The sequence below is a fragment of the Citrobacter amalonaticus genome (genome assembly GCF_037053465.1).
GTDB classification, from domain to species: Bacteria; Pseudomonadota; Gammaproteobacteria; order Enterobacterales; family Enterobacteriaceae; genus Citrobacter_A; species Citrobacter_A amalonaticus_H.
In genome coordinates this window covers 389,424-414,933 of the sequence record NZ_JBALIF010000004.1, presented here as the reverse complement: position 1 = coordinate 414,933, position 25,510 = coordinate 389,424, and the positions used below count along the sequence as shown (strand labels likewise).

General features: G+C 54.1%; 27 protein-coding genes. 20 read left to right on the top strand and 7 right to left on the bottom strand.

Translation table 11 applies throughout. From position 1 onward, the window contains the following. Positions 1–178: 178 nt before the first annotated feature. Together WB371_RS09690 and tctD are read right to left on the bottom strand one after the other, a co-directional pair. Positions 179–1,588 carry a sensor histidine kinase gene (locus tag WB371_RS09690; protein ID WP_336219851.1) on the bottom strand — a complete coding sequence of 470 codons (1,410 nt, stop codon included), beginning with the start codon at positions 1,586–1,588 and terminating at the stop codon, positions 179–181. Beyond that, positions 1,575–2,249, bottom strand: a complete 675-nt coding sequence (tctD, locus tag WB371_RS09685; protein ID WP_336219849.1) for a transcriptional regulator TctD — start codon at positions 2,247–2,249, stop codon at positions 1,575–1,577. Before tctD ends, WB371_RS09690 begins: the two co-directional genes overlap by 14 nt. 151 nt (positions 2,250–2,400) lie before the next feature. Between tctD and WB371_RS09680 the strand changes: the two genes are divergently transcribed. From WB371_RS09680 to csiR, 9 genes are all read left to right on the top strand, one after another. Beyond that, on the top strand, positions 2,401–3,378 hold the full coding sequence (locus WB371_RS09680; protein ID WP_336219848.1) for a tripartite tricarboxylate transporter substrate binding protein: 978 nt from the start codon (positions 2,401–2,403) through the stop codon (positions 3,376–3,378). A 12-nt stretch (positions 3,379–3,390) separates the two neighbouring features. After that, positions 3,391–3,822: a tripartite tricarboxylate transporter TctB family protein gene (locus tag WB371_RS09675; protein ID WP_336219847.1), complete on the top strand. Its 432-nt coding sequence runs from the start codon at positions 3,391–3,393 to the stop codon at positions 3,820–3,822. A gap of 10 nt (positions 3,823–3,832) precedes the next feature. Beyond that, a complete protein-coding gene (locus WB371_RS09670) occupies positions 3,833–5,347 on the top strand; it encodes a tripartite tricarboxylate transporter permease (protein ID WP_336219846.1) in 1,515 nt (504 codons plus the stop codon). A 291-nt stretch (positions 5,348–5,638) separates the two neighbouring features. Next, the gene (glaH, locus tag WB371_RS09665) at positions 5,639–6,616 is read left to right on the top strand and encodes a glutarate dioxygenase GlaH (protein ID WP_336219845.1); all 978 of its coding nucleotides are present in this window, start codon (positions 5,639–5,641) and stop codon (positions 6,614–6,616) included. 18 nt (positions 6,617–6,634) lie between these two features. Further along, a complete protein-coding gene (lhgO, locus tag WB371_RS09660) occupies positions 6,635–7,903 on the top strand; it encodes an L-2-hydroxyglutarate oxidase (protein ID WP_336219844.1) in 1,269 nt (422 codons plus the stop codon). 23 nt (positions 7,904–7,926) lie between these two features. Beyond that, positions 7,927–9,375, top strand: a complete 1,449-nt coding sequence (gabD, locus tag WB371_RS09655) for an NADP-dependent succinate-semialdehyde dehydrogenase (RefSeq protein WP_336219843.1) — start codon at positions 7,927–7,929, stop codon at positions 9,373–9,375. Positions 9,376–9,398: 23 nt separating this feature from the next. Beyond that, a complete protein-coding gene (gene gabT / locus WB371_RS09650; protein WP_336219842.1) occupies positions 9,399–10,682 on the top strand; it encodes a 4-aminobutyrate--2-oxoglutarate transaminase in 1,284 nt (427 codons plus the stop codon). A 124-nt stretch (positions 10,683–10,806) separates the two neighbouring features. Next, positions 10,807–12,207, top strand: a complete 1,401-nt coding sequence (gabP, locus tag WB371_RS09645) for a GABA permease (RefSeq protein WP_336219841.1) — start codon at positions 10,807–10,809, stop codon at positions 12,205–12,207. A gap of 45 nt (positions 12,208–12,252) precedes the next feature. Continuing rightward, a complete protein-coding gene (gene csiR, locus WB371_RS09640) occupies positions 12,253–12,939 on the top strand; it encodes a DNA-binding transcriptional regulator CsiR (RefSeq protein ID WP_336219840.1) in 687 nt (228 codons plus the stop codon). A gap of 12 nt (positions 12,940–12,951) precedes the next feature. Here csiR and lysM read toward each other — a convergent pair whose 3' ends face one another. Continuing rightward, entirely contained in the window at positions 12,952–13,401 is a 450-nt protein-coding gene (gene lysM / locus WB371_RS09635) for a peptidoglycan-binding protein LysM (protein WP_336219839.1), read from the bottom strand. Positions 13,402–13,535: 134 nt separating this feature from the next. Next, positions 13,536–13,694 (bottom strand): YqaE/Pmp3 family membrane protein, encoded by a 159-nt coding sequence (locus WB371_RS09630; RefSeq protein WP_336219838.1) that lies wholly within the window; start codon positions 13,692–13,694, stop codon positions 13,536–13,538. A gap of 182 nt (positions 13,695–13,876) precedes the next feature. Between WB371_RS09630 and WB371_RS09625 the strand changes: the two genes are divergently transcribed. Continuing rightward, positions 13,877–14,176 carry a metalloregulator ArsR/SmtB family transcription factor gene (locus tag WB371_RS09625; protein WP_336219837.1) on the top strand — a complete coding sequence of 100 codons (300 nt, stop codon included), beginning with the start codon at positions 13,877–13,879 and terminating at the stop codon, positions 14,174–14,176. Positions 14,177–14,185: 9 nt separating this feature from the next. Further along, entirely contained in the window at positions 14,186–14,713 is a 528-nt protein-coding gene (locus tag WB371_RS09620; protein ID WP_336219836.1) for a rhodanese family protein, read from the top strand. Between the two features lie 43 nt (positions 14,714–14,756). On the opposite strand, the gene stpA is transcribed toward WB371_RS09620, so the two are convergent. Continuing rightward, positions 14,757–15,158 (bottom strand): DNA-binding protein StpA, encoded by a 402-nt coding sequence (stpA, locus tag WB371_RS09615; RefSeq protein ID WP_336219835.1) that lies wholly within the window; start codon positions 15,156–15,158, stop codon positions 14,757–14,759. A 484-nt stretch (positions 15,159–15,642) separates the two neighbouring features. On the opposite strand from stpA, the gene alaE reads away from it, so the two are divergent. After that, on the top strand, positions 15,643–16,092 hold the full coding sequence (alaE, locus tag WB371_RS09610; RefSeq protein ID WP_336219834.1) for an L-alanine exporter AlaE: 450 nt from the start codon (positions 15,643–15,645) through the stop codon (positions 16,090–16,092). A 34-nt stretch (positions 16,093–16,126) separates the two neighbouring features. Here the strand turns inward: alaE and WB371_RS09605 are convergent, their stop codons facing one another. Further along, positions 16,127–16,471, bottom strand: a complete 345-nt coding sequence (locus WB371_RS09605) for a DUF2002 family protein (RefSeq protein WP_336219833.1) — start codon at positions 16,469–16,471, stop codon at positions 16,127–16,129. Between the two features lie 161 nt (positions 16,472–16,632). Here WB371_RS09605 and WB371_RS09600 point away from each other — a divergent pair, with 161 nt between their 5' ends. Beyond that, the gene (locus tag WB371_RS09600) at positions 16,633–16,959 is read left to right on the top strand and encodes a DUF883 domain-containing protein (RefSeq protein ID WP_336219832.1); all 327 of its coding nucleotides are present in this window, start codon (positions 16,633–16,635) and stop codon (positions 16,957–16,959) included. A gap of 74 nt (positions 16,960–17,033) precedes the next feature. On the opposite strand, the gene WB371_RS09595 is transcribed toward WB371_RS09600, so the two are convergent. Beyond that, positions 17,034–18,368 (bottom strand): PLP-dependent aminotransferase family protein, encoded by a 1,335-nt coding sequence (locus WB371_RS09595; protein WP_336219831.1) that lies wholly within the window; start codon positions 18,366–18,368, stop codon positions 17,034–17,036. Positions 18,369–18,456: 88 nt separating this feature from the next. Between WB371_RS09595 and WB371_RS09590 the strand changes: the two genes are divergently transcribed. From WB371_RS09590 to proW, 7 genes are all read left to right on the top strand, one after another. Next, positions 18,457–18,888 carry a carboxymuconolactone decarboxylase family protein gene (locus WB371_RS09590; RefSeq protein WP_336219829.1) on the top strand — a complete coding sequence of 144 codons (432 nt, stop codon included), beginning with the start codon at positions 18,457–18,459 and terminating at the stop codon, positions 18,886–18,888. Positions 18,889–19,091: 203 nt separating this feature from the next. After that, on the top strand, positions 19,092–19,337 hold the full coding sequence (gene nrdH / locus WB371_RS09585; protein ID WP_336219828.1) for a glutaredoxin-like protein NrdH: 246 nt from the start codon (positions 19,092–19,094) through the stop codon (positions 19,335–19,337). After that, positions 19,334–19,744, top strand: coding sequence for a class Ib ribonucleoside-diphosphate reductase assembly flavoprotein NrdI (gene nrdI, locus WB371_RS09580; RefSeq protein ID WP_336219827.1), 411 nt, complete (start codon positions 19,334–19,336; stop codon positions 19,742–19,744). Before nrdH ends, nrdI begins: the two co-directional genes overlap by 4 nt. Next, positions 19,717–21,861: a class 1b ribonucleoside-diphosphate reductase subunit alpha gene (nrdE, locus tag WB371_RS09575; RefSeq protein ID WP_336219826.1), complete on the top strand. Its 2,145-nt coding sequence runs from the start codon at positions 19,717–19,719 to the stop codon at positions 21,859–21,861. Before nrdI ends, nrdE begins: the two co-directional genes overlap by 28 nt. A gap of 10 nt (positions 21,862–21,871) precedes the next feature. Next, the gene (nrdF, locus tag WB371_RS09570) at positions 21,872–22,831 is read left to right on the top strand and encodes a class 1b ribonucleoside-diphosphate reductase subunit beta (RefSeq protein ID WP_336219825.1); all 960 of its coding nucleotides are present in this window, start codon (positions 21,872–21,874) and stop codon (positions 22,829–22,831) included. A gap of 354 nt (positions 22,832–23,185) precedes the next feature. Further along, positions 23,186–24,388 carry a glycine betaine/L-proline ABC transporter ATP-binding protein ProV gene (gene proV, locus WB371_RS09565; protein ID WP_336219824.1) on the top strand — a complete coding sequence of 401 codons (1,203 nt, stop codon included), beginning with the start codon at positions 23,186–23,188 and terminating at the stop codon, positions 24,386–24,388. Further along, entirely contained in the window at positions 24,381–25,445 is a 1,065-nt protein-coding gene (gene proW, locus WB371_RS09560; protein ID WP_336219823.1) for a glycine betaine/L-proline ABC transporter permease ProW, read from the top strand. The genes proV and proW overlap by 8 nt, the downstream gene beginning before the upstream one ends. The last annotated feature ends 65 nt before the right edge of the window (positions 25,446–25,510 follow it).

The following is a 25,510-nucleotide window of genomic DNA, read 5'->3' as shown; positions in this document are numbered from 1 at the left end:
TTAAGACCTTTAGCCAGTTCAGCCGCGAGGGCTTTAAGCTTCTTCTCGTCCATAATTTGCCTGTCTCCGTAGTTGGGAGGAACATATCAAAAACAGGCAATTACACAATTTTAATTACAGTCTCCGTCGAGAAAAAAATCAGCGAATAATGTTCGCCATAAAGCCGCAACTGCGGCTTTTATTTTATGTGCAAAAAACGCACCCGAACACGTAATCCCCCTAATATCTCACTTCGTGAAAGATCCGGGTGCGTTCGATGCAAGCGAGCAATATCATTAACCAACGCCAGACCAATTCCAGCCCCGGTTTCGGTTCCCGCATTTTCGAGACGATGGAACGGCTGCAGCGCCTGGTGTACCTGGTCATCCTTAATTCCGGGGCCGCTGTCATCAACCTCCAGCACCACAGCACGGCTTTCCAGACTTAACCTCGCGGTCACTATCCCCTGTGCTGGCGTATATTTCAGGGCGTTATCGAGTAAATTGCCGCACAATTCGCCAAGCAGGATTTCATCCCCCTCAATCCAGACTGCCTCCTGTACGCCTTCATAGCCCAGATCGATGCCTTTGCTGCGCGCCTGCCCCAGCCGCGTGAAGCAACTTTTCTGTACGACATCCAACAGATTAACCGGCAAAAACTGTCGCTCCCCCTGCTCTTGCCTTTTAACCGCAGAAAGCTGCATCAATCGTTCCGTCAACTGCACCGTGTTGTCGAGCGTCGCACTCATGGCCTGTAAACTCTCATACCACTGCTGAGGCTGAGCGCTGGCAAGCGCTACTGCGGCCTGTGTCTTCAGCACTGCCAACGGGGTTTTAAGTTGATGAGAGGCATCGGCGCTAAACCGCTCCTGACGTGAAAGTAGCGCCCGTAGACGCTCCAGATAGCGGTTAAAGGCGACAATCAGCAGTCGGGTCTCCGACCACGGCAGTAATTCCGGTAATGGCGTCAGAAGTCCTGGTTCGCGGCGCACCATCAGCGAAGAGAGTTGTCGCATTGGGCGCAGTATACGGCGCAATAACCAGCCCACCAGCACCAGCGTCAACAGCACCAGCAGCCCCTGGGTCACCCACGATGAAAACAAAAGTTGTCCCGCCAGATAGCGCCGTGACTGCAACGTCTCCGCCACATAGATCTCCGCCATTCCGTCAATACCGCCCTCGTTCACCGGTTGCAGCAATCGTGCCACACGAATAGCCTGTCCCTGATACTGAGTGTGATAAAACCATGCCAGCGCAGGATAGAGCTGTGTCCGGGAGGTCGAAGGCGGCATCGCGGGCAGATCGTCATAACCCGAAATGACCCGGCCCGCTGGATCCACCACTTTATAGTACAGGCGATCGTTCATATTCAGCTCGAAACTATCCAGCACCACCCACGGGACGTTAACCTCCAGCGCTCCGTTACGCACCACCAGCCGCTCCGCCACCGTTCTGGCGGATGACAGCAGCGTGCGATCATAAGCCTGCGTCGCAGCCTGCAATGCGCTGACGTAACTGTTAAACGCCGAAAGTCCCCACAGTAAAATTAGCGGTAATCCCAGAAACAGCAGCAGTTGCAGGTAGAGCGATTGCGGTTTAGCCCACCTCATTACCGCACTCCAGCACATATCCCAGACCGCGCAGCGTAGTAATCCGCACATTACTGCCGTGCAATTTTTTGCGCAGGCGATGGATATACAGTTCGATGCTTTCAGGACTCACTTCATCATTCAGGCTAAAGACCTGTTCGAACAATTGCTGACGCGATACCGGACGCGTTCTGCGGTACATCAGCACCGTCAGTAATGCCTGCTCACGCGGCGTAAGCGCCAGCGGCTGGTGTTGAAGTAAAAAATACCCTTCGTCATGAAAGATCAAATCCCCCAATTGCTGCCGCTCCTGAACCTGCCCCGCGCTACGCCTGAGCAACGCCCGCAACCGGGCGTCCAGCTCCTCAATGTCGAAGGGTTTGGGCAGATAGTCATCAGCCCCCACGTTCAGTCCTTTCACCCGATCCGCTACCGCGTTCCGGGCGGTGAGTAGCAGAACAGGCAACGTCTGCGCGCGCTTACGTAACCGCTGTACCACCTCCAGTCCATCGATACCCGGCATGTTGATGTCCAGCACTGCCAGCGCATAGGTTTCGCTATGCAGGAGATGGTCGGCAGCCAGTCCGTCGAATACACAGTCAACGGCGAACCCGTTTTGCACCAGCGCTTTTTCCAGCCAGTGAGCCAGCTCACGGTTATCTTCCGCCAATAAGAGACGCATATCACATCCTGTAAAGTTTCTGCCGCATTGAAAGGGAAATGAAAGGTTATTGTTTTAACAATCTCGCAACTGAACCGCTACAAGTTGGTTCACATAATCAAAAAATATTCTTCCGAACCCTACAGTCGGTTTTCCGGCGTGAGGATAAATAATGAAAAAGCCCTTTATTCGTACCCTTGCTGCAAGCGTTTTACTGATGAGCACCGCTGTACTGGCGCAGGAAGCCCCGTCGCGCACTGAATGTATTGCCCCGGCGAAACCCGGCGGTGGTTTTGACCTCACCTGCAAACTGATTCAGGTGAGCATGATGGAAACCGGCGCGATTGAAAAACCGATGCGCGTTACCTATATGCCTGGCGGCGTGGGTGCCGTGGCGTACAACGCCATCGTTGCACAACGCCCTGCCGAACCGGGGACAGTTGTCGCCTTCTCTGGCGGTTCATTACTGAACCTGTCCCAAGGCAAATTTGGTCGTTATGGTGTGGACGATGTGCGCTGGCTGGCAAGCGTCGGCACCGATTACGGCATGATCGCCGTGCGCGCCGACTCGCCGTGGAAATCACTCAAAGATCTGTTAACCGCGATGGAGAAAGATCCTAACAGCGTGGTGATTGGCGCAGGCGCCTCCATTGGCAGTCAGGACTGGATGAAAGCGGCGATGCTGGCGCAGCAGGCCAATGTCGATCCGCACAAGATGCGCTACGTCGCCTTTGAAGGCGGCGGTGAGCCGGTTACTGCGTTGATGGGCAACCACGTGCAGGTGGTTTCCGGCGATCTTAGCGAGATGGTGCCTTATCTGAACGGCGATAAAATTCGCGTTCTCGCCGTCTTCTCCGAGCAGCGGTTGCCAGGCCAACTCGCCAACGTCCCAACCGCTAAAGAGCAGGGTTACGACCTGGTCTGGCCGATTATTCGCGGCTTCTACGTAGGTCCGAAAGTCAGCGATGCCGAGTATCAGTGGTGGGTACAGGCCTTTGAAAAACTTCAGCAGACGGAAGAATTTAAAAAGCAGCGCGACCTGCGCGGCCTGTTTGAATTCAACATGACCGGAAAACAGCTCGACGACTATGTCAAAAAGCAGGTCACCGGTTATCGCGATCAGGCGAAAGCCTTTGGTCTGGCGAAATAAACGGGAGAGACCATGAGCGATCGCATTTTCGCGGGTATCTGGCTGTTGCTCTGTATTGCCGGGCTGTTTATCGCCTGGCAAATTCAGAGTGAATACAGCTATGAACCAGTGGGTCCACGCCCCTTTCCGCTGGGTATTATCGGCCTGATGGCGCTGTGCGCGCTGGCGCTGCTGTTGCGTCATCCGGACATTGTGGACTGGCCGCGGCGCCACGTTCTGCAAAAGCTGTTGACGATGGTTATCGTGCTGCTGATGTACGCCTGGGGGTTTGAGTGGCTGGGCTTTCCTGCCGCCACCGCCGTTCTCACACTGGTGATCGGCATTCTGTTTGGCGCCACCCTGCCGGCGGCGGCCATTTCCGGCGTGCTTCTCGGCGTAGTGCTGTGGTACGCCTTCGACCGCCTGCTTGATGTCACCTTACCGCTCGGCGCCTGGCTGAGTTAACGGAGAAACGATGGATACCTGGATATATCTTTCTCAGGGTTTTGCGGTGGCTATGACCCCGGAAAACCTGGTGATAGCGCTAATCGGCTGCTTCGTCGGCACCATTGTTGGACTTCTGCCGGGTCTTGGCCCCATCAACGGCGTGGCGATCCTGTTACCGCTGGCCTTTGCGCTGCATTTACCGGCCGAATCGGCGCTGATCCTGCTGGCGACCGTCTACATTGGCTGTGAATATGGCGGCCGTATTTCGTCAATTCTGCTTAACGTGCCCGGCGATGCGGCGGCGATCATGACGGCGCTTGATGGCTATCCGATGGCGCAGCAAGGGCGCGGCGGCGTTGCGCTTTCCATTTCAGCGGTCAGCTCTTTCTTCGGATCGCTTATCGCTATCGGCGGGATCATCCTGTTTGCCCCGCTGCTGGCGCAATGGTCGCTGGCGTTTGGCCCGGCAGAGTACTTTGCACTGATGGTCTTTGCCATCGCCTGTCTCGGCAGCATGATGGCGCAAAATCCACTGAAATCATTTCTGGCAGCGTTGATTGGTCTGGGACTGGCGACCGTCGGCGTGGACGCCAACACCGGGGTTTATCGCTTTACCTTTGACAGCGTCCACCTCTCCGACGGCGTGCAGTTTATCGTCGTGGTGATCGGCCTGTTCTCGGTCTCTGAAATCCTGCTAATGCTGGAACATACCAGCAGCGGGCAGAAACTGGTGCGTAAGACGGGACGAATGCTGTTCAATGCCAAAGAAGGCGCGCAGTGTATCGGCGCAACGCTGCGCTCATCGGTCATCGGCTTCTTTGTCGGTGTACTGCCTGGGGCGGGCGCCACCATCGCCAGCGCCATCACGTATATGACCGAGAAAAAAATCAGCGGCAACAGTGACAGCTTCGGTAAAGGAGACATTCGCGGGGTTGCTGCGCCGGAAGCGGCGAACAATGCGTCGGCCTGCGGCTCATTTATCCCGATGTTGACGCTGGGCGTGCCGGGCTCCGGCACAACGGCTGTCATGATGGGGGCGTTAACGCTGTATAACATCACGCCCGGACCGGCCATGTTCACCGAACAACCGGATATCGTCTGGGGGCTGATCGCCGCCCTGTTGATTGCTAACGTAATGCTGCTGGTGATGAACATCCCGCTGATCGGCCTGTTTACCCGGATGTTGACCATTCCGCTGTGGTTCCTGGTTCCCGCCATCGCCGCCGTCTCTGCGGTAGGGGTTTACGCCGTACACAGCACAACCTTCGATCTGGTGCTGATGGTCGCACTCGGCGTGCTGGGCTATATTCTGCGCAAAATGCACTTCCCCATGTCGCCGCTGATCCTCGGCTTTGTTCTGGGGGAAATGCTGGAGCAGAACCTGCGACGTGCGCTGTCTATCAGTAACGGCAATATGGACATTCTGTGGGCCAGCGGCGTGACGAAAGTGCTACTGGCGATGGCGGTTGCGGTGATTGTCATTCCGCCGGTATTACGGATCGTACGTAAACGAAGTGCGAAACCCCAGGTCGACGCGGGGTAATCATATCAACGCGCACCGCCTCAATCCGTTCTTGCAGATAAGAACAGAACGGATTTGAGGCGGAACTCAATCTAACGCACTGTTTACTCAACATTTCCTCTCTTTTCTCTCAACACATCTCCCATTCCCCTTGCGCATCACAATGTTAAACATTTGTTTCCACTGATCACAAAAAAGAAACAAAAAGTTCATTTTGTGCGCGTTTTTCAAAAATGTAGATATTTTTAATTTATGGCTACGAAATGAACTTCGCCATGTTTCCCTGACCATCTACTGAGAGGATCGATTCTGATGAATGCACTGACTGCCGTTAAACCGAACGCTGAGGATCCGGGCCAACACTACACCGGATTTACGCTCAAACCATCCGCCCAGTCCCCGCGTCTGCTGGAGCTGACCTTTTCCGCTCAAACGACGGAACACTTTCTCCAGCAGGTTGCGCAATGGCCGGTACAGGCCCTGGAATACAAATCGTTTCTGCGTTTTAAAGTCGGCAAGATCCTCGACGATCTGTGCGGCAACCAGTTGCAGCCGCTGCTGCTGAAAACGCTGCTCGATCGCGCACAAGGGGCGCTGCTGATTAACGCGGAAGGCATTGATGAGGTGTCGCAGGCAGATGAGATGGTCAAGCTGGCCACGGCGGTCGCGCATCTGATCGGACGTTCAAATTTTGATGCCATGAGCGGACAATACTACGCCCGTTTTGTGGTGAAAAATGTCGATAACTCAGACAGCTATTTGCGCCAGCCCCACCGCGTAATGGAGCTGCACAACGACGGCACTTACGTCGAAGAAATTACCGATTACGTGCTGATGATGAAAATCGACGAGCAGAACATGACCGGCGGCAACTCGCTGCTGCTGCATCTTGATGACTGGGAACATCTGGAAGAGTACTTCACGCATCCGCTGGCACGCCGCCCGATGCGCTTCGCCGCGCCGCCGAGCAAAAACGTCAGTAAGGATGTGTACCACCCGGTGTTTGATGTCGATCAGCAGGGCCGCCCGGTGATGCGCTACATCGACCAGTTCGTGCAACCAAAAGATTTTGAGGAAGGCGTCTGGCTGAGCGATCTTTCCGATGCACTGGAAACCAGCAAAAACATTCTGTCGGTTCCGGTATCTGTGGGTAAATTCCTGCTGATCAACAACCTGTTCTGGCTGCACGGACGCGATCGCTTTACCTCGCACCCGGATCTGCGCCGCGAGCTGATGCGCCAGCGCGGCTACTTCGCTTATTCCACCCATCATTATCAGACCCACCAGTAAGCGTGAAGGAATGAGCGGATGTATGATTTTGTGATTATTGGCGGCGGCATTATTGGCATGTCGACAGCCATGCAGTTAATGGATGTCTATCCGGACGCCCGCGTCGCGCTGCTGGAAAAAGAGTCCGGTCCGGCCTGTCATCAGACGGGCCACAACAGCGGCGTCATCCATGCCGGGGTTTATTACACGCCCGGCAGCCTGAAAGCGCAATTTTGTCTCGCCGGGAATCGCGCGACCAAAGCCTTCTGCGATCAAAACGGCATCCGCTATGACACCTGTGGGAAGATGCTGGTCGCGACTTCTGAACTTGAAATGACGCGGATGCGCGCGCTGTGGGATCGCACCGCCGCTAACGGTCTGGAACGCGAATGGCTGAGCGCGCAGGCGCTTCGCGAGCGGGAACCGAACATCACCGGGCTGGGGGGTATTTTTGTGCCCTCCAGCGGGATTGTCAGCTACCGGGAAGTCACTGCGGCAATGGCGAAAATCTTCCAGGCCAGAGGCGGTGAAATTGTCTATAACGCCGAAGTCAGCGCCCTGAAAGAACATGCTGCAGGTGTGGTGGTCCGGACCCGCCAGGGGCAGGAATTTGAAGGCGCGACGCTGATTACCTGCTCCGGACTGATGGCCGATCGGCTGGTGAAAATGCTCGGGGTCGATCCAGGGTTTATTATCTGCCCGTTTCGCGGCGAATACTTCCGTCTGGCCGCGGAACACAATCAGGTAGTCAACCATCTGATCTACCCGATCCCCGATCCGGCGATGCCGTTTCTCGGCGTTCATCTCACCCGCATGATCGACGGCAGCGTCACGGTCGGGCCGAATGCGGTGCTGGCGTTTAAGCGCGAGGGCTATCGCAAACGCGACTTTTCGCTCAGCGATACGCTGGAAATTTTCGGTTCATCCGGCATTCGCCGGGTGCTGCAAAACAACCTGCGTTCGGGCCTCAGCGAGATGAAAAATTCGCTGTGCAAAAGCGGCTACCTGCGGCTGGTGCAGAAGTACTGCCCGAGCCTGACGCTCAGCGATCTGCAGCCCTGGCCCGCAGGCGTTCGCGCGCAGGCCGTCTCACCGGACGGAAAGTTGATCGACGATTTTCTCTTTGTCACCACCCCACGCTCCATCCATACCTGTAATGCGCCCTCTCCGGCGGCAACGTCAGCGATCCCTATCGGTGCGCACATTGTCAGCCAGGTGCAGATGCTGCTGGCGAGCCAGAGTAATCCCGGACGCACGCTGCGTGCGGCACGTAGCGTGGACACCTTACACGCCGCGTTCACCCGTTAACTTTTTTAAGACAGGAAGCAAACATGCAATTAAACGACCCGACCCTGTTCCGTCAACAGGCCCTGATTGACGGTCACTGGCGTGATGCCGATAGCGGCGAGGTCATTGTGGTGACCAACCCGGCTAACGGCCAGACGCTGGGCAACGTACCAAAGATGGGCTGCGGGGAAACCCGCGAAGCCATTGAAGCCGCGAACCGTGCTCTGCCCGCCTGGCGTGCGCTGACCGCCAAAGAGCGGGCGAATATTATGCGCCGCTGGTTCAATCTGATGCTGGAGCATCAGGACGATCTCGCCCGTCTGATGACGCTGGAACAGGGTAAACCGCTGGCAGAATCCAGAGGTGAAATCAGCTATGCCGCCTCTTTTATTGAGTGGTTTGCCGAAGAAGGGAAACGTATTTATGGCGACACGATCCCAGGGCATCAGGCTGACAAACGGCTGATCGTCATAAAGCAGCCGATTGGCGTGACGGCGGCGATTACGCCGTGGAACTTCCCCTCGGCGATGATCACCCGTAAAGCGGGTCCGGCGCTGGCGGCGGGTTGCACGATGGTGTTGAAGCCCGCCAGCCAGACGCCCTTCTCCGCGCTGGCGCTGGCGGAACTGGCGAACCGCGCCGGGATCCCGGCGGGCGTATTCAACGTCGTGACCGGTTCAGCCAGCGCCGTCGGCAACGAACTGACCGGCAATCCGCTGGTGCGCAAACTGTCCTTCACCGGCTCGACGGAGATTGGCCGCCAGTTGATGGAACAGTGCGCGAAAGACATCAAAAAGGTTTCGCTGGAGCTGGGCGGCAATGCGCCATTCATCGTCTTTGACGATGCCGACCTGGATAAAGCAGTAGAAGGCGCGCTGGCCTCAAAGTTTCGCAACGCCGGGCAGACCTGCGTCTGCGCCAACCGTTTGTATGTGCAGGACGGCGTCTACGATCGCTTCGCCGAAAAACTTCAGCAGGCGGTCAACAAGCTGCGCATTGGCGATGGCCTGAACGCTGACACCACCACCGGCCCGCTGATTGATGAAAAAGCGGTCGCCAAAGTGGAGGAACACATCGCCGACGCACTGGAAAAAGGCGCCAGAATCATCACCGGCGGAAAGGCGCATGAACTGGGCGGCAATTTCTTCCAGCCCACGATTCTGGTGGATGTCCCTGACCACGCGAAAGTCGCCAGGGAAGAGACCTTCGGCCCGCTGGCACCGCTGTTCCGCTTTAAGGATGAAGCCGACGTCATCCGCCAGGCAAACGACACCGAATTCGGCCTGGCCGCCTATTTCTACGCCCGCGATTTAAGCCGCGTTTTCCGCGTCGGCGAGGCGCTGGAGTACGGCATCGTCGGCATCAACACCGGCATTATTTCTAACGAAGTCGCCCCGTTTGGCGGGATCAAAGCCTCCGGCCTGGGCCGGGAAGGATCCAAATACGGCATCGAAGATTACTTAGAAATCAAATATATGTGCATCGGCCTTTAATCACACTTACCGGAGAATACCTGATGAGCACCAATAAAGAATTAATGCAGCGTCGCACTCAAGCCGTTCCGCGTGGCGTTGGGCAAATTCATCCTATTTTTGCCGAGCGCGCGGAGAACTGCCGGGTCTGGGACGTTGAAGGCCGTGAGTTTCTTGATTTCGCCGGCGGGATCGCCGTACTGAACACCGGACACCTGCACCCACAGATTGTCTCAGCGGTGGAAGAACAACTGAAAAAGCTGTCGCATACCTGCTTCCAGGTGCTGGCCTATGAACCGTATCTGCAACTGTGCGAAATCATGAACCAGAAGGTTCCGGGCGATTTTGCCAAGAAAACGCTGCTGGTTACGACCGGGTCTGAAGCGGTAGAAAATGCCGTCAAGATTGCCCGGGCAGCAACAAAACGCACGGGCACCATCGCCTTTAGCGGCGCCTATCACGGGCGCACCCATTACACCCTGTCGCTGACCGGCAAAGTGAATCCGTACTCTGCCGGCATGGGCCTGATGCCGGGTCACGTCTATCGCGCGCTCTATCCCTGCGCGCTGCACGGTATTAGCGAAGACGACGCCATTGCCAGCATTCATCGCATCTTCAAAAACGATGCGGCACCGGAGGATATCGCCGCCATTGTGATTGAGCCCATACAGGGTGAAGGCGGTTTTTACGCCGCCTCTGCGGCCTTTATGCAGCGTCTTCGCGCCCTGTGCGACGAACACGGGATCATGCTGATTGCCGATGAGGTCCAGAGCGGCGCAGGCCGTACCGGTACGCTGTTCGCGATGGAGCAAATGGGCGTGGCGCCGGACATCACTACCTTCGCCAAGTCCATCGCCGGGGGCTTCCCGCTGGCAGGCGTGACCGGACGCGCCGAAGTGATGGATGCGATTCCACCTGGCGGTCTGGGCGGGACCTATGCCGGTAACCCTATTGCCTGTGCCGCCGCGCTGGCCGTGCTGAATATCTTCGAGCAGGAAAATCTGCTGCAAAAAGCCAACGCGCTCGGTGAAACCCTGCGTAACGGCCTGCTGGCGATTGCGGAAACACACCGTGAAATCGGTGATGTTCGTGGGCTGGGCGCGATGATCGCCATTGAGTTGTTTGAAGACGGCGATCACAGCAAACCGGATGCGAAACTGACCGCAGAGATTGTCGCGCGCGCCCGTGACAAAGGGCTGATCCTGCTCTCCTGCGGACCGTACTACAACGTGCTGCGCATTCTCGTTCCGCTCACCATTGAAGATGCGCAGATCCGTCAGGGTCTGGACATTATCGCCCAGTGCTTTGACGAGGCTAAGCAGGGTTAACCCTTGCAGCCCAATTGCCGGATGGCGCTTCGCTTATCCGGCCTACAGAGTCGGCGTGGTTTGTAGGCCGGATAAGCGAAGCGCCATCCGGCAAACGGCTCAATAACAATAAAGAGGTCAGAAAATGGGGCAATTGTCGCAATCACATGATTTAGGGGGCGGGCTGAAATCACGCCACGTCACCATGCTCTCTATTGCCGGGGTTATCGGCGCAAGTTTGTTTGTGGGGTCAAGTGTGGCTATCGCCCAGGCCGGACCCGCAGTCCTGCTGGCCTATCTGTTTGCCGGCCTCCTGGTGGTAATGATTATGCGGATGCTGGCCGAAATGGCTGTCGCCACACCGGATACCGGTTCCTTCTCCACCTATGCCGATAAAGCCATCGGTCCCTGGGCGGGTTATACCATCGGCTGGCTGTACTGGTGGTTCTGGGTACTGGTGATTCCGCTCGAAGCAAACATCGCCGCCATCATCCTTAACTCCTGGGTTCCCGGCATCCCGATATGGCTGTTCTCTCTGGTCATCACCCTTGCCTTAACCGGCAGTAATTTACTGAGCGTCAAAAACTACGGTGAGTTTGAGTTCTGGCTGGCGCTGTGCAAAGTGGTTGCCATCCTCGCGTTTATCGCCCTGGGCGCGGTGGCGATAAGCGGTTTTTACCCTTACGCGCAAGTCAGCGGTATTTCACGTTTGTGGGATCACGGCGGCTTTATGCCAAACGGTTTTGGCGCGGTTCTGAGCGCGATGTTGATCACCATGTTCTCGTTTATGGGGGCGGAGATTGTCACCATCGCCGCCGCCGAATCTGATACGCCAGATAAACATATCGTTCGCGCCACTAACTCAGTTATCTGGCGTATTTCCATCTTCTACCTGTGTTCTATCTTTGTGGTCGTCGCGCTGATCCCGTGGAATATGCCGGGGCTGAAAGAGACCGGTTCCTATCAGTCTGTCCTTGAGTTATTACATATACCCCACGCCAAACTGATCATGGACTGCGTGATCCTGCTGTCGGTAACCAGTTGTCTGAACTCTGCGCTGTATACCGCTTCGCGAATGCTCTACTCCCTGAGCCGCCGGGGTGACGCGCCGGCTATTATGGGGAAAACCAATCGCAATAAAACGCCCTGGGTCGCGGTGCTGCTTTCAACCGGCGCAGCCTTTTTAACCGTGGTGGTCAACTACTACGCGCCGGCAAAAGTGTTCAAATTCCTGATCGACAGTTCCGGCGCCATCGCCCTGCTGGTCTATCTGGTCATCGCGGTGTCGCAACTGCGGATGCGTAAAATCCTGCTGGCGCAAGGCGGCGAGATTAAACTGAAAATGTGGCTCTATCCGTGGCTGACCTGGCTGGTGATTGGCTTTATCGGCTTTGTGCTGATAGTGATGCTCTTTCGCCCGGCGCAACAGCTGGAGGTCATATCGACAGGGCTGTTAGCGCTGGGGATTATTTGTACCGTGCCGATTATGTCGCGCTGGAAAAAACTGCTATTGTGGCAAAAGGCACCGTTACAAAATACCCGATAGAGGATTTCCCGGCGCAAGCCGGGAAGTGTATTCAGGAGTAAGACCATGACCGCCACTTCCCAGCCGACGGCCATCGATGGATACCATTGGCTGAAAAACGACATTATCCGTGGTGTTTATCAGCCCGATGAAAAACTGCGAATGAGTTTATTAACCTCACGCTATTCACTTGGCGTTGGGCCGCTACGGGAAGCGCTTTCCCATCTGGTGGCAGAGCGACTGGTCACGGTCGTAAATCAGAAAGGATACCGGGTCGCGCCGATGTCAGAGCAGGAATTGCTCGATATTTTTGACGCCCGCGCCAATATGGAAGCGATGCTGGTAGGGCTTGCCATTGCCCGGGGGGGTGACGAATGGGAAGCTGAGATCCTCGCACGTGCGCACATGCTCGGCAAACTCGAAGCCAGCGACGCCAGTGAACATATGCTTGATGAGTGGGATTTACGCCATCAGGCATTTCATACGGCTATCGTTGCCGGATGCGGCTCGCAATACCTGCTGCAAATGCGCGAACGCCTGTTCGATCTCGCGGCGCGCTATCGTTTTATCTGGCTACGTAAAACGGTACTGTCGGTGGAAATGCTGGAAGATAAACATACTCAGCATCAGACGTTAATGGCGTCTATTCTGGCGCGCGACGCAACACGCGCCAGCGAATTAATGCGTGAACATTTATTGACGCCGATCCCTATTATTCAGCAGGCCATGTCGGGAAAACGGCTGGCTGAATAATATCGAAGTCCATTACTCTTCGGGAATACGCAATACCTGGCCGGGATAAATTTTATCCGGGCTTTTGAGCATGGGTTTATTCGCTTCGAAGATTTTGTTATACAGACTGGCGTTACCGTAAACCTGTTTGGAAATCGCGCTTAACGTATCACCCGATTTTACGGTATAAAACTGACTTTCGGCGGCAGGCACGTCGGTTTTCACCTGGTCTTCCACGCTGGCAATTCCGGAAATATTCCCGACCGCAATCAGGATTTTTTCTTTCGCTTCCTGGCTTAATCCATCACCGGTGACCGTGGCTTTGCCATCCGCAATACTGATGTTCACTTTATCGGCATCCGGAATCCCGGTTTTATTCAGGTGCGCTTGTACCTTTTTCGCTAAATCGTCTTTATCGTGATTACCAGTTACCGCATCCCACAATTTTTCACCGGCGTCTTTCACAAAGTTGAAAAGTCCCATATCCACCTCGTTGGTTTACCATAAACACTCACGAAGTGTAGCAGAAAGATTGGCGTTAAATTCCAGGAACTCGGTGTCTGACGTCGCCCGATAACGACACGCTATCGGGCCATTGAATAACCGTTAAGAAAGAACTAATTACGGGTTTGCACCCAGAAAGCATGAATCAGCCCCGGAATATATCCCAGCAGCGTCAGGATAATATTCAGGATAAACGCCCAGCCAAATCCTTTACCTAATAGCACGCCAAGCGGCGGTAAGATGATCGTAAAAACAATTCTCCAGAAACCCATACTCACTCCCTACAAGCAAAATTACTCATTGTTTAAAAAGAGATTTTATCTCTAAGCGTAGTGAGCTTAACGGAATTCGCCAGTTTCCTCTTTCGCTTTTACCCTCTTTTACGCTCTTTACACTGGCAAGGGTTTCACTTTTAGTTTAGCATTTACTTAATTTAGTAAAATCTAAAATACATATGAATGAACTGGAACAACTTCAGGCCAGCGCGGAACAGGCGGCGGCCCTGCTCAAAGCAATGAGCAACCCTAAACGGCTGCTGATTCTTTGCATGCTTTGTGGCTCATCGGGTATCAGCGCCGGCGAACTGGCGCGGGCAACGGGGCTCAGCCCCTCCGCAACGTCGCAACACCTGGCGCGTATGCGCGAAGAAGGGCTCATCGACAGCCAGCGTGATGCCCAGCGCATCCTCTATTCCATTAAAAATGCGGCGGTGAATGCCCTGATCGCCACATTGAAAACCGTATATTGTCCATAAGGAGTGAACATGACCATCGGGACGATTTCCCCGCGTGACGCGAAGGCGCTGATTGCGCAAGGTGCCAGACTGATTGATATCCGCGAGGCGGATGAATATTTGCGTGAGCATATCCCGCTGGCGCATCTCGCACCGCTTTCCGCCCTTGAGCAAGGAGGCTTACCGGCCAGCGTGCGCAGTGAACGCATTATTTTCCACTGTCAGTCCGGAAAACGGACACAAAACAATGCAGCGAAATTACAGGCGCTTGCGGCCCCAGCGGAAGTGTTGTTGCTTGAAGGCGGGATTGACGGCTGGAAAGCCGCAGGTTTGCCGACTGCGGAAGATAAGTCACAACCGCTGCCGCTGATGCGCCAGGTACAAATTGCCGCTGGCGGGCTGACGCTACTGGGCGTGGTGCTGGGTTATAGCGTGAGTCAGGGATTCTTTTTACTCAGCGGTTTCGTGGGGGCCGGTCTTATATTTGCCGGACTGACAGGGTTTTGCGGAATGGCACGACTCCTCGACAAAATGCCGTGGAACCGTCGCCCCCAGTGATATAAGGAAATAAGCGGTGAGGAAAATCTCACCGCCCGTTTTATTAGATCAGGAAATCGTCCAGGGATTTACCTGCCGCCAGTGCGCTGGCAATGGGTTTTGGCGTCCGCCCCTGTCCGGTCCAGGTTTTTATTTCGCCACTGACATCCGTGTAGCGATATTTCGCCGGACGCGGCTGGCGCTTTTTCCCGACGCGAGCGGTGATAACGTCGCCGGTTAATAACTCTTCAGGATTAATGCCGTCTGCTTTCATGCGCTCCAGCCAGCCATTAATTTTCGCCTGCTGTTCAGCACGCTGGCGCTGTAACAGTTCTTCTTCTTCACGTCTTTCTTTAGTGACGACCCTGAATTTCTCCAGCATTTCTTCAAGGACGTCAATGGAGAATTCGCGGGCCATTACGCGTAATGAACGAATATTATTTAAGTTCTGTAACATCAATTCCATAATAATTTCCTTTTAACGCTAAAAAATGTACTACATGGCGTAGTGTATTCGATTGCTCGGGTATTTTCCAGCCTCAGCGATATGATGGTTTAAATACTCTTCTCGTGATGACCAGAAGAGTATTTAAATTATCAAAAATAATAATATGCATCTTTATTTTATATTCTCTAATAAATAGTCATCAGCAGGTTTGATTAAGCGTACAACGCTTTTTTCACTTCATGTTGAAGCTTTCTGGCAGGAAAATAATCAACACATTGATTTTCATTGTTTTTTAATAGCCCGGCAACAAAAACTCCGTGTGATTCAAAAAACAGGCTATTACAGAGTATTTTATCGACAAAAAGCGATAAAATAAAAAGATTACGCTAGTTGATAGTTACAATGCAGCAATATACTCTATCATCAAGCGAAAACACCACGCTAAACCACTACAGCAATCAAGTTAAACGATGAGTTTCCCCTTTTTACAAGGAGCATTAGCATGTTCTCACCACAGTCACGCTTGCGTCATGCCGTTGCAGACACGTTCGCGATGGTTGTTTATTGTTCTGTCGTGAACATGCTGATCGAGGTTTTCCTCTCCGGAATGAGCTTTGAACAATCACTTTCTTCCAGGCTGGTCGCTATCCCGGTCAACATTCTGATTGCCTGGCCCTATGGGATGTATCGCGATCTCTTTATGAAGGCATCACGGAAGGTGAGTTCAGCAGGATGGATGAAAAATCTGGCAGACGTGCTGGCCTACGTTACATTCCAGTCCCCGGTTTATGTCGCTATTCTGCTAACGGTAGGCGCTGACTGGCACCAAATTACTGCGGCTGTGAGTTCAAATATCGTGATATCGATGATGATGGGGGCGGTTTATGGCTATTTCCTTGATTACTGCCGCCGCCTGTTTAAAGTCAGTCGCTACCAGCAAGCCAAAGCCTGAAATCATTAAGCGGCGGCCCACGCCAGTCGCTTAATTACTTCGCTTCGCCAAACAGTCCATTTAAATAACGCTCAAGCGCAACTCGCGAACTAAAACCGTGGGGAATACCATAGTGTTCATGCGTTTCCCCGGCCAAATAAAGCGGGAATTGCTGATAATGATCGCAGGTTTTAATATCAGAGGCAGGCTCGGCCAGTGATGAACTGCGCTCTTTTAATGTCGGATGGATCACCAGCGCGGTGCGTCCCATACGCGCTTCGCGATTGACATAAACATAATTCTCGCCACGTCGATAACCGTACGCTTTCTGTGTCACCACATCGACGGTAAACCCCACTTTTTCAAGTACGCGCGCCACCTCGTCAGGTCGTAAATACATATTTTTTCCTCGTTATCCTTTACTGCAGGCTAACCTTACCTGATTCAGCATTAACAACGCTTTCAGAAAAGTCCATAAACGCGGAATAACGCCGTGATGCGCCTCAGAAATGAAAAATATCGACTACACTAAACGTCACATCGAAATCACTGGAGGATCATATGTTTAAACGACCGAACCGAAACGACGTCGATGATGGCGTACAGGATATTCAGAATGACGTCAGCCAGTTAGCGGACAGTCTGGAGGCCGTGCTGAAGTCATGGGGCAGTGATGCGAAGGACGAAGCGGATGACGCACGACGCAAAGCGCAGGCGCTGCTGAAAGAAACCCGCGCCAGAATGCATGGCCGGACGCGTATGCAGCAGGCAGCCCGCGATGCGGTAGGCTGCGCGGATACGTTTGTGCGTGAAAAACCCTGGTGCAGCGTGGGGACCGCCGCCGCGGTCGGGATCTTCGTCGGCGCTCTGTTGAGTCTCCGTCGATAATTGTAACGCCTGTGCCGGATAGCGTTAGCGCTTATCCGGCCTGAGATATTTTGCCCAGGGGCGAACGATATTGTTCACTGAATCGCGAGGCGAAGACGTTTTGCAACGTCCTGGGCCATCTCTGCTGAAGTGATATTGGTAAACGACATCAGTATCCCTCCCTCTCCGGTGGTTTTTAACCGCCAACGACATAAAGCCTGAACCGCCAGACCCGCTTCATTGGCTTTATGCACCAGCGCCACATCATCTCCCTTGATCGCAATCACCAGTTGTATTCCACCTTCCTGCGCCACCACATGGAATCCCTGCTCTTTCAGGGCGCTTTCTGTCCATTGCCTGCGCTGCGCGTAATGCTGTCGCATTTTTTTCAGATGCCGCCAGAAATGGCCATCATGAATAAAATCCGCCAGCGTGTTTTGCCAGAGTACCGGTACGCTACAGGCCATGCGTGACGCCTGCTGGCGAAAGCGATTCACCTGATTGAGCGGGACCACCAGCCATGCGGTACGTAGCGCGGGAAACAGCGATTTACTAAACGTACCCGCGTAAATCACACGCTGCGGCGCATCAAGGCTTTTCAGCGGCGGCAACGGTTTACTGTGGTAGCGAAATTCGCTGTCATAATCATCCTCAATAATCCACGCCTGCCTGTCGCAAGCCCATTCCAGTAATTGATGACGGCGAGACAGCGAGAGCGCAACACCCAGCGGGCTCTGGTGGGCGGGCGTTAGCAGCGCGAAACGCGCATCCGGGTAGTCACGGATGCCAACCGCAACATTCATTCCATTTTCATCCACGGGAACCGGCATCAGCGTAACGTTTTCCTGCTCAATCACCGGACGAATCAGGGGAAAGCCTGGATCTTCAATCCACATGCCATCGCCTGGGGCTGCCAGCGCACGCAGAGTGAGAGTCATGGAAGCGGCATAACCTGAAGTGATAAATATCTGTTCCGGCAGACAATCAATACTGCGCGAAACCCGCAGATAGTCCGCAATGGCCTGACGCAAAATGGCTTCACCGCCCACGTCGCCGAGTGCCAAATCAAACCGCGTCTGAGTCCGCAACCGACGCCCCATGACCCGCGCCCAGATATCGCGCGGAAAGAGATCCAGCGCGGGAAGCCCCATCTGAAAGGGCTGAGGAACTGAACTTTCCCCGGCAAAAAAGGCAGGAGCACTGACCTCTTTTTGGGGATGCAGTCGGTCACTCACAAATGTGCCCGCCTGCCCCCGACGTTCCAGCCAGCCCTGCGCCACCAGATCCGCATAGGCGTTTTCCACCGTCGAGCGCGAAATACCTAACTCCTGCGACCAGGTTCGACTGGAGGGAAGCCTTGCCCCGGGCTTAAGCTCGCCTTGTTCAATGGCGGTTTTTAACTGACGGGCGATTTGCTGATAGCGCGGCATATGGTCTGCTTTTTTTGATAAAATATGGTTCTCTTTTGCAGTCCATTATAGTGCTACATTGCGGGCCATCAACATGAGGAGAAACACAATGACGACGTTACGCCAGCCTTATTATGAGCTCAGCCCCGAAGTCTATAACGCGCTCGTACAGGCAAAAACAGCGCTGGAAAACAGTGCGCTGGACACGACGCTAATGGAGTTGATTTACCTGCGTATTTCACAAATTAACGGTTGCGCGTTTTGCCTTGAAATGCACAGCAAAGCACTACGTAAATCTGGCGTGGCGCAAAGCAAACTGGATGCGCTGGCAGGCTGGCGGGTGAGCCATCACTTCAGTGAACAGGAACAGGCCGCGCTGGCATGGGCAGAGTCCGTAACCGACATTGCCAGGACGCACGCCGAAGATGATGTTTATCTGCCTCTTCTTAAGCACTTCAGCGCCCGCGAAATCAGCGATCTCACTTTTGCGATCGGCCTGATGAACTGCTTTAACCGTCTCGCAGTAAGTATGCGGATGTGACTCTCGCAAAAGTCCCCGTTGTTTTGCTCGCAAAATCCCCCCTCCCCGTTGAGCGCATTAACGGGGAATAACTGCGCTAAATTTCCCATATCTTGTATGGTTGAAACTTATTTCAACTACATCTAGTATCATCTGTATCAGTACACAACCAACCCGACGCGATTTTTCGCGCCGTTCTCTCATTTTAGATGGAAATACGAATCATGAGCATTACCATTTACACTCGAAATGACTGTGTTCAGTGCCACGCCACCAAACGCGCGATGGAAAACCGTGGATTTGAATTTGAAATGGTGAACGTCGATCTGGTGCCCGACGCAGCGGATACGCTGCGCGCGCAGGGTTTTCGTCAGTTGCCGGTTGTCATTGCCGGTGAAACGAGCTGGTCGGGGTTCCGTCCGGATATGATCAACCGGCTGCATCCGCAACCGCGCGTGGCCAGCGCATGAACCCGCTCGTCTACTTCTCCAGCAGCTCCGAAAATACGCACCGCTTTATGCTGCGTCTGGGGTTGCCCGCCATTCGCATCCCGCTGAACGAACGTGAACGGATCCGGGTAGACGAACCGTACATTCTGGTCGTGCCTTCTTACGGCGGTGGAGGCACGGCAGGCGCCGTCCCGCGACAGGTGATTCGCTTTTTAAATGATGAACATAACCGGGCATTTATTCGTGGGGTGATTGCCTCCGGCAATCGGAACTTTGGCGAGGCATATGGCCGCGCGGGCGACGTGATCGCAAAAAAATGCGCCGTGCCGTGGCTCTACCGCTTTGAGCTGATGGGCACACCAGACGATATCGACAACGTTCGAAAAGGGGTAATCGAATTTTGGCAACGACAACCGCAGAACGCGTAATGCGAGAAACGCTGGATTACCACGCGCTGAACGCCATGCTGAATCTGTACGACAAAGACGGGCGTATTCAGTTTGATAAAGACCGGCAGGCTGTTGATGCCTTTTTTGCTGCCCACGTACGCCCAAACAGCGTCGCGTTTGCCAGCCAGCAGGAACGGCTGGAGACGCTGGTGCGTGAAGGGTATTACGATGAAAGCGTGCTGGCCCGTTACGACCGCGCTTTCGTTGTGGGGCTGTTTGCTCAGGCTCACGCCAGCGGCTTTCGGTTCCAGACATTCCTCGGCGCCTGGAAGTTTTACACCAGCTACACGCTGAAAACCTTTGATGGCAAACGCTACCTGGAGCATTTCGAAGACCGGGTGGTGATGGTGGCGCTGACGCTCGCCCAGGGCGATGAAACGCTGGCGCGACAACTTACGGATGAGATGCTCTCTGGCCGTTTTCAGCCGGCGACACCGACCTTTTTAAACTGCGGAAAACAGCAGCGCGGTGAACTCGTCTCCTGCTTCCTGCTGCGTATTGAAGACAATATGGAGTCAATTGGCCGGGCGGTGAACTCTGCGCTACAGCTCTCCAAACGCGGCGGCGGCGTGGCGTTTTTACTCTCTAACCTGCGTGAGGCTGGTGCGCCAATTAAACGCATTGAAAACCAGTCCTCCGGGGTAATCCCGGTGATGAAGATGCTGGAAGACGCCTTTTCTTATGCCAACCAGTTGGGGGCGCGTCAGGGGGCTGGCGCCGTCTATTTGCACGCACATCATCCGGATATACTGCGTTTTCTCGACACGAAACGCGAAAACGCGGACGAGAAAATCCGTATCAAAACGCTCTCGTTAGGGGTTGTGATCCCGGATGTCACATTCCGTCTGGCGAAAGAGAATGCGCAAATGGCGCTGTTTTCTCCCTATGATGTTGAGCGTCTTTACGGTAAGCCTTTCGGCGATATTGCCATCAGCGAACGGTATGACGAACTGCTTGCTGACGAACGCGTGCGCAAAAAATACATTAATGCCCGCGATTTCTTCCAGACGCTGGCGGAAATTCAGTTCGAATCCGGCTATCCCTACATCATGTACGAGGACACGGTGAATCGTGCTAACCCGATCGCGGGCCGCATTAATATGAGCAACCTGTGTTCGGAAATTTTGCAGGTCAATAGCGCCTCCACTTACGATGATAATCTCGATTACGCCCAGACCGGGCATGACATCTCCTGCAATCTTGGCTCGCTGAATATTGCCCATACCATGGACTCACCAGACATTGGCCGGACGGTGGAAACGGCGATTCGCGGACTGACGGCGGTTTCAGATATGAGCCATATTCGCAGCGTCCCTTCGGTTGCGGCGGGAAACGCCGCATCGCACGCCATCGGCCTGGGGCAAATGAACCTGCACGGCTATCTGGCCCGGGAAGGCATCGCCTACGGTTCGCCAGAGGGTCTGGATTTCACCAATCTCTATTTCTACACCATCACCTGGCATGCGCTTCACACATCAATGAAGCTGGCGCGCGAACGCGGGCAAACCTTTGCCGGATTTGCGCAGTCGCGTTATGCCAGCGGTGAGTATTTCACTCAGTATCTGGCGCACAACTGGCAGCCTAAAACGGAGAAAGTCCGCGCGCTGTTTGCCCGCGCAGGCATCACGCTTCCGACACGCGATATGTGGTTGCAACTGCGTGATGAGGTAATGCGCTATGGCATCTATAACCAGAATTTGCAGGCGGTGCCGCCGACCGGCTCAATCTCATATATCAACCATGCGACGTCGAGCATTCACCCCATTGTGTCGAAAGTGGAGATCCGCAAAGAGGGCAAAACCGGGCGCGTCTACTACCCGGCCCCGTTCATGACCAATGAAAATCTGGAGATGTATCAGGATTCTTATGAAATCGGAGCGGAAAAAATTATCGATACTTACGCCGAGGCGACGCGTCATGTCGATCAGGGGCTTTCTCTGACGCTGTTTTTCCCCGATACCGCCACCACCCGCGATATCAACAAAGCACAAATTTACGCCTGGCGAAAAGGCATTAAAACCCTTTACTACATCCGTTTGCGCCAACGGGCGCTGGAAGGCACGGAAATTGAAGGCTGCGTCTCGTGCGCACTGTAAGGAGAGCGGAATGACATTATCACGCGTAAGCGCCATTAACTGGAACAAGATTCAGGACGACAAAGATCTGGAGGTATGGAACCGCCTGACCAGTAACTTCTGGTTGCCGGAAAAAGTGCCGTTATCGAACGATATCCCGGCCTGGCAGGGCCTGAATGCCGCCGAACAACAGCTCACTATCCGCGTTTTTACCGGCCTGACGCTACTCGATACCCTTCAGAACGTCGCAGGCGCCCCCTCGTTAATGGCTGATGCCATCACCCCGCATGAAGAGACGGTGCTGTCGAACATCAGCTTTATGGAAGCGGTACACGCCCGCTCCTACAGTTCCATTTTTTCTACGCTGTGTCAGACGCGGGATGTCGACGCCGCCTACGCCTGGAGCGAGGAAAATGCGCCGTTACAGCTAAAGGCACAGATTATCCTCGGCCATTACGCCAGCGATGACCCGTTGAAGAAGAAAATTGCCAGCGTATTTCTGGAATCCTTCCTCTTCTATTCCGGCTTCTGGCTGCCCATGTATTTCTCCAGTCGCGGCAAACTCACCAACACTGCGGATCTTATCCGCCTGATCATTCGTGACGAAGCGGTTCACGGCTATTACATTGGCTATAAGTACCAGAAAGGGCTGGAAAAACTTTCACAATCTCAACGTGAAGAACTGAAGATTTTCGCCCTCGATCTGCTGATGGAACTGTACGATAACGAAGTGCGTTATACGGACGAACTCTATGCCGACACTGGCTGGGGGGCAGAGGTCAACGCGTTTCTCTGTTACAACGCCAACAAAGCGTTAATGAACCTCGGGTATGAGGCCCTGTTCCCGACGGAAATGGCGGAGGTGAACCCGGCGATTCTTGCCGCGTTGTCGCCAAACGCGGACGAAAATCACGACTTTTTCTCCGGTTCTGGGTCGTCATATGTCATGGGTAAAGCCGTCGGGACAGAAGACGAAGACTGGAGTTTTTAACGCCAATGATTAAGGGAATATCACTACACTTATTGCGTTAATATTTTACGTCACTCATGTTTTTATCACCCAATTATTTCAGGGTGTTCTACACTCAATAGCTGTCGCAATATTCGCCTGAATTCCTGTAATTCAGGCGTGCTTTTGGTGGTCCTTACAAAAAATATGCGTTAGCGTTGATTTGCTCTCAGCCCTTATATCATGGGAAGTCACGGCAATTTGCCCTTCGCCCTATTTCATTTGATGCCACATTCAGGGTTGTCTCAGATTCTCAGTATGTTAGGGTAGAAAAAGGTAACTATTTCTATCAGGTAGAATATCGACATAAATAAATAACAGGAATCTTTCTATTGCATGGCAATTAAATTAGAAGTTAAAAATCTATATAAAGTATTTGGAGAGCATCCGCAACGCGCCTTCAAATATATTGAAAAGGGATTTTCGAAAGAGCAAATTCTGGAAAAAACAGGGCTATCGCTTGGCGTTAAAGACGCCAGTCTGGCCATTGAAGAAGGCGAGATATTTGTCATCATGGGATTATCCGGCTCGGGTAAATCCACAATGGTACGCCTTCTCAATCGCCTGATTGAACCCACCCGCGGACAAGTACTGATCGACGGTATTGATATTGCGAAAATATCTGATGCCGAACTCCGCGAGGTGCGCAGAAAAAAGATTGCGATGGTCTTCCAGTCATTTGCGTTAATGCCGCACATGACCGTACTGGATAATACGGCATTCGGCATGGAACTGGCCGGTGTATCCGCAGAAGAACGCCGGGAAAAAGCGCTGGACGCCTTACGTCAGGTGGGCCTTGAAAATTACGCGCACGGTTATCCGGATGAACTATCCGGCGGTATGCGCCAGCGCGTTGGTCTTGCCCGCGCATTAGCCATTAACCCCGATATCTTATTAATGGATGAAGCCTTCTCCGCGCTTGATCCTTTAATTCGTACCGAGATGCAGGATGAGCTGGTAAAACTGCAGGCGAAACATCAGCGCACTATCGTCTTTATTTCCCACGATCTCGACGAAGCGATGCGTATTGGTGACAGAATTGCCATTATGCAAAATGGTGAAGTCGTTCAGGTCGGCACACCAGATGAAATTCTGAATAATCCGGCCAATGATTATGTGCGCACCTTCTTTCGCGGCGTCGATATTAGCCAGGTCTTTAGCGCGAAAGATATTGCCCGCCGTAGCCCGGTCGGACTGATTCGTAAAACACCCGGTTTCGGCCCGCGATCGGCCCTGAAATTATTGCAGGATGAAGATCGTGAATATGGTTACGTCATTGAGCGCGGCAATAAATTTGTCGGCGTCGTGTCTATTGATTCATTAAAAGCGGCATTAAGCCAGGCGCAAGGTATTGAAGGGGCATTGATCGACGAGCCGCTGGCCGTGGATGCACAAACCCCTCTTAGCGAGTTGCTCTCTCATGTCGGTCAGGCCCCCTGTGCGGTGCCGGTGGTCGATGAGGAACAACAGTATGTCGGCATTATTTCAAAACGAATGTTGCTACAGGCTTTAGATCGCGAGGGGGCAAACAATGGCTGATCAATCCAATCCGTGGGATACCGCACCTGCGGCCGATAGCGCCGCACAATCCGCTGACGCCTGGGGCACGCCGTCAGGAACGCCTGCCGACAGTGGCAGCGCCGACTGGCTCACCAGCGCCCCTGCGCCAGCGCCTGAACATTTTAACATTATGGACCCGTTCCATAAGACCTTGATCCCGCTCGACAGTTGGGTCACAGAAGGGATTGACTGGGTGGTCACCCATTTTCGTCCCGTCTTCCAGGGCATTCGCGTCCCGGTGGATTACATTCTGAACGGTTTCCAGCAACTGCTGCTGGGGATGCCTGCGCCCGTGGCGATAATCGTTTTTGCTCTGATCGCCTGGCAGATTTCCGGCATCGGAATGGGCGTGGCAACGCTGATTTCCCTGATTGCGATTGGCGCCATCGGTGCGTGGTCACAGGCGATGATTACGCTGGCGCTGGTGTTGACCGCTCTGCTGTTCTGCGTAGTGATCGGCCTGCCCATGGGGATCTGGCTGGCGCGCAGCCCGCGGGCAGCGAAGATCGTCCGCCCGTTGCTGGATGCGATGCAGACGACGCCTGCGTTCGTCTATCTGGTTCCAATCGTGATGCTGTTTGGTATCGGTAACGTCCCCGGCGTAGTTGTGACGATCATCTTTGCGCTGCCGCCGATTGTGCGTCTGACGATCCTTGGGATTAACCAGGTGCCAGCCGATCTGATCGAAGCATCCCGTTCGTTCGGGGCCAGCCCGCGTCAGATGCTGTTCAAAGTGCAGTTACCGCTGGCGATGCCAACCATTATGGCGGGCGTCAACCAGACGCTGATGTTAGCGCTCTCCATGGTGGTGATTGCGTCGATGATCGCCGTCGGGGGACTGGGTCAGATGGTGCTACGCGGTATCGGGCGTCTCGATATGGGCCTCGCGACGGTCGGTGGCGTCGGTATTGTGATCCTCGCCATCATTCTGGACCGTCTGACTCAGGCCGTGGGCCGCGATTCACGTAGTCGGGGTAACCGTCGCTGGTATACCACCGGTCCTGTCGGGCTTATCACACGCCCTTTCATTAAGTAATTCACCTGTTGCCCGGTGGCGCTCCGCTTACCGGGCCTACACGTCCCTCCAATAATTAAGGAACA

Bases quoted from the DNA above. Each gene is read 5' to 3' on its own strand.
- WB371_RS09690 (WP_336219851.1), bottom strand. From the start codon at position 1,588: ATGAGGTGGGCTAAACCGCAATCGCTCTACCTGCAACTGCTGCTGTTT.
- tctD (WP_336219849.1), bottom strand. From the start codon at position 2,249: ATGCGTCTCTTATTGGCGGAAGATAACCGTGAGCTGGCTCACTGGCTG.
- WB371_RS09680 (WP_336219848.1), top strand. From the start codon at position 2,401: ATGAAAAAGCCCTTTATTCGTACCCTTGCTGCAAGCGTTTTACTGATG.
- WB371_RS09675 (WP_336219847.1), top strand. From the start codon at position 3,391: ATGAGCGATCGCATTTTCGCGGGTATCTGGCTGTTGCTCTGTATTGCC.
- WB371_RS09670 (WP_336219846.1), top strand. From the start codon at position 3,833: ATGGATACCTGGATATATCTTTCTCAGGGTTTTGCGGTGGCTATGACC.
- glaH (WP_336219845.1), top strand. From the start codon at position 5,639: ATGAATGCACTGACTGCCGTTAAACCGAACGCTGAGGATCCGGGCCAA.
- lhgO (WP_336219844.1), top strand. From the start codon at position 6,635: ATGTATGATTTTGTGATTATTGGCGGCGGCATTATTGGCATGTCGACA.
- gabD (WP_336219843.1), top strand. From the start codon at position 7,927: ATGCAATTAAACGACCCGACCCTGTTCCGTCAACAGGCCCTGATTGAC.
- gabT (WP_336219842.1), top strand. From the start codon at position 9,399: ATGAGCACCAATAAAGAATTAATGCAGCGTCGCACTCAAGCCGTTCCG.
- gabP (WP_336219841.1), top strand. From the start codon at position 10,807: ATGGGGCAATTGTCGCAATCACATGATTTAGGGGGCGGGCTGAAATCA.
- csiR (WP_336219840.1), top strand. From the start codon at position 12,253: ATGACCGCCACTTCCCAGCCGACGGCCATCGATGGATACCATTGGCTG.
- lysM (WP_336219839.1), bottom strand. From the start codon at position 13,401: ATGGGACTTTTCAACTTTGTGAAAGACGCCGGTGAAAAATTGTGGGAT.
- WB371_RS09630 (WP_336219838.1), bottom strand. From the start codon at position 13,694: ATGGGTTTCTGGAGAATTGTTTTTACGATCATCTTACCGCCGCTTGGC.
- WB371_RS09625 (WP_336219837.1), top strand. From the start codon at position 13,877: ATGAATGAACTGGAACAACTTCAGGCCAGCGCGGAACAGGCGGCGGCC.
- WB371_RS09620 (WP_336219836.1), top strand. From the start codon at position 14,186: ATGACCATCGGGACGATTTCCCCGCGTGACGCGAAGGCGCTGATTGCG.
- stpA (WP_336219835.1), bottom strand. From the start codon at position 15,158: ATGGAATTGATGTTACAGAACTTAAATAATATTCGTTCATTACGCGTA.
- alaE (WP_336219834.1), top strand. From the start codon at position 15,643: ATGTTCTCACCACAGTCACGCTTGCGTCATGCCGTTGCAGACACGTTC.
- WB371_RS09605 (WP_336219833.1), bottom strand. From the start codon at position 16,471: ATGTATTTACGACCTGACGAGGTGGCGCGCGTACTTGAAAAAGTGGGG.
- WB371_RS09600 (WP_336219832.1), top strand. From the start codon at position 16,633: ATGTTTAAACGACCGAACCGAAACGACGTCGATGATGGCGTACAGGAT.
- WB371_RS09595 (WP_336219831.1), bottom strand. From the start codon at position 18,368: ATGCCGCGCTATCAGCAAATCGCCCGTCAGTTAAAAACCGCCATTGAA.
- WB371_RS09590 (WP_336219829.1), top strand. From the start codon at position 18,457: ATGACGACGTTACGCCAGCCTTATTATGAGCTCAGCCCCGAAGTCTAT.
- nrdH (WP_336219828.1), top strand. From the start codon at position 19,092: ATGAGCATTACCATTTACACTCGAAATGACTGTGTTCAGTGCCACGCC.
- nrdI (WP_336219827.1), top strand. From the start codon at position 19,334: ATGAACCCGCTCGTCTACTTCTCCAGCAGCTCCGAAAATACGCACCGC.
- nrdF (WP_336219825.1), top strand. From the start codon at position 21,872: ATGACATTATCACGCGTAAGCGCCATTAACTGGAACAAGATTCAGGAC.
- proV (WP_336219824.1), top strand. From the start codon at position 23,186: ATGGCAATTAAATTAGAAGTTAAAAATCTATATAAAGTATTTGGAGAG.
- proW (WP_336219823.1), top strand. From the start codon at position 24,381: ATGGCTGATCAATCCAATCCGTGGGATACCGCACCTGCGGCCGATAGC.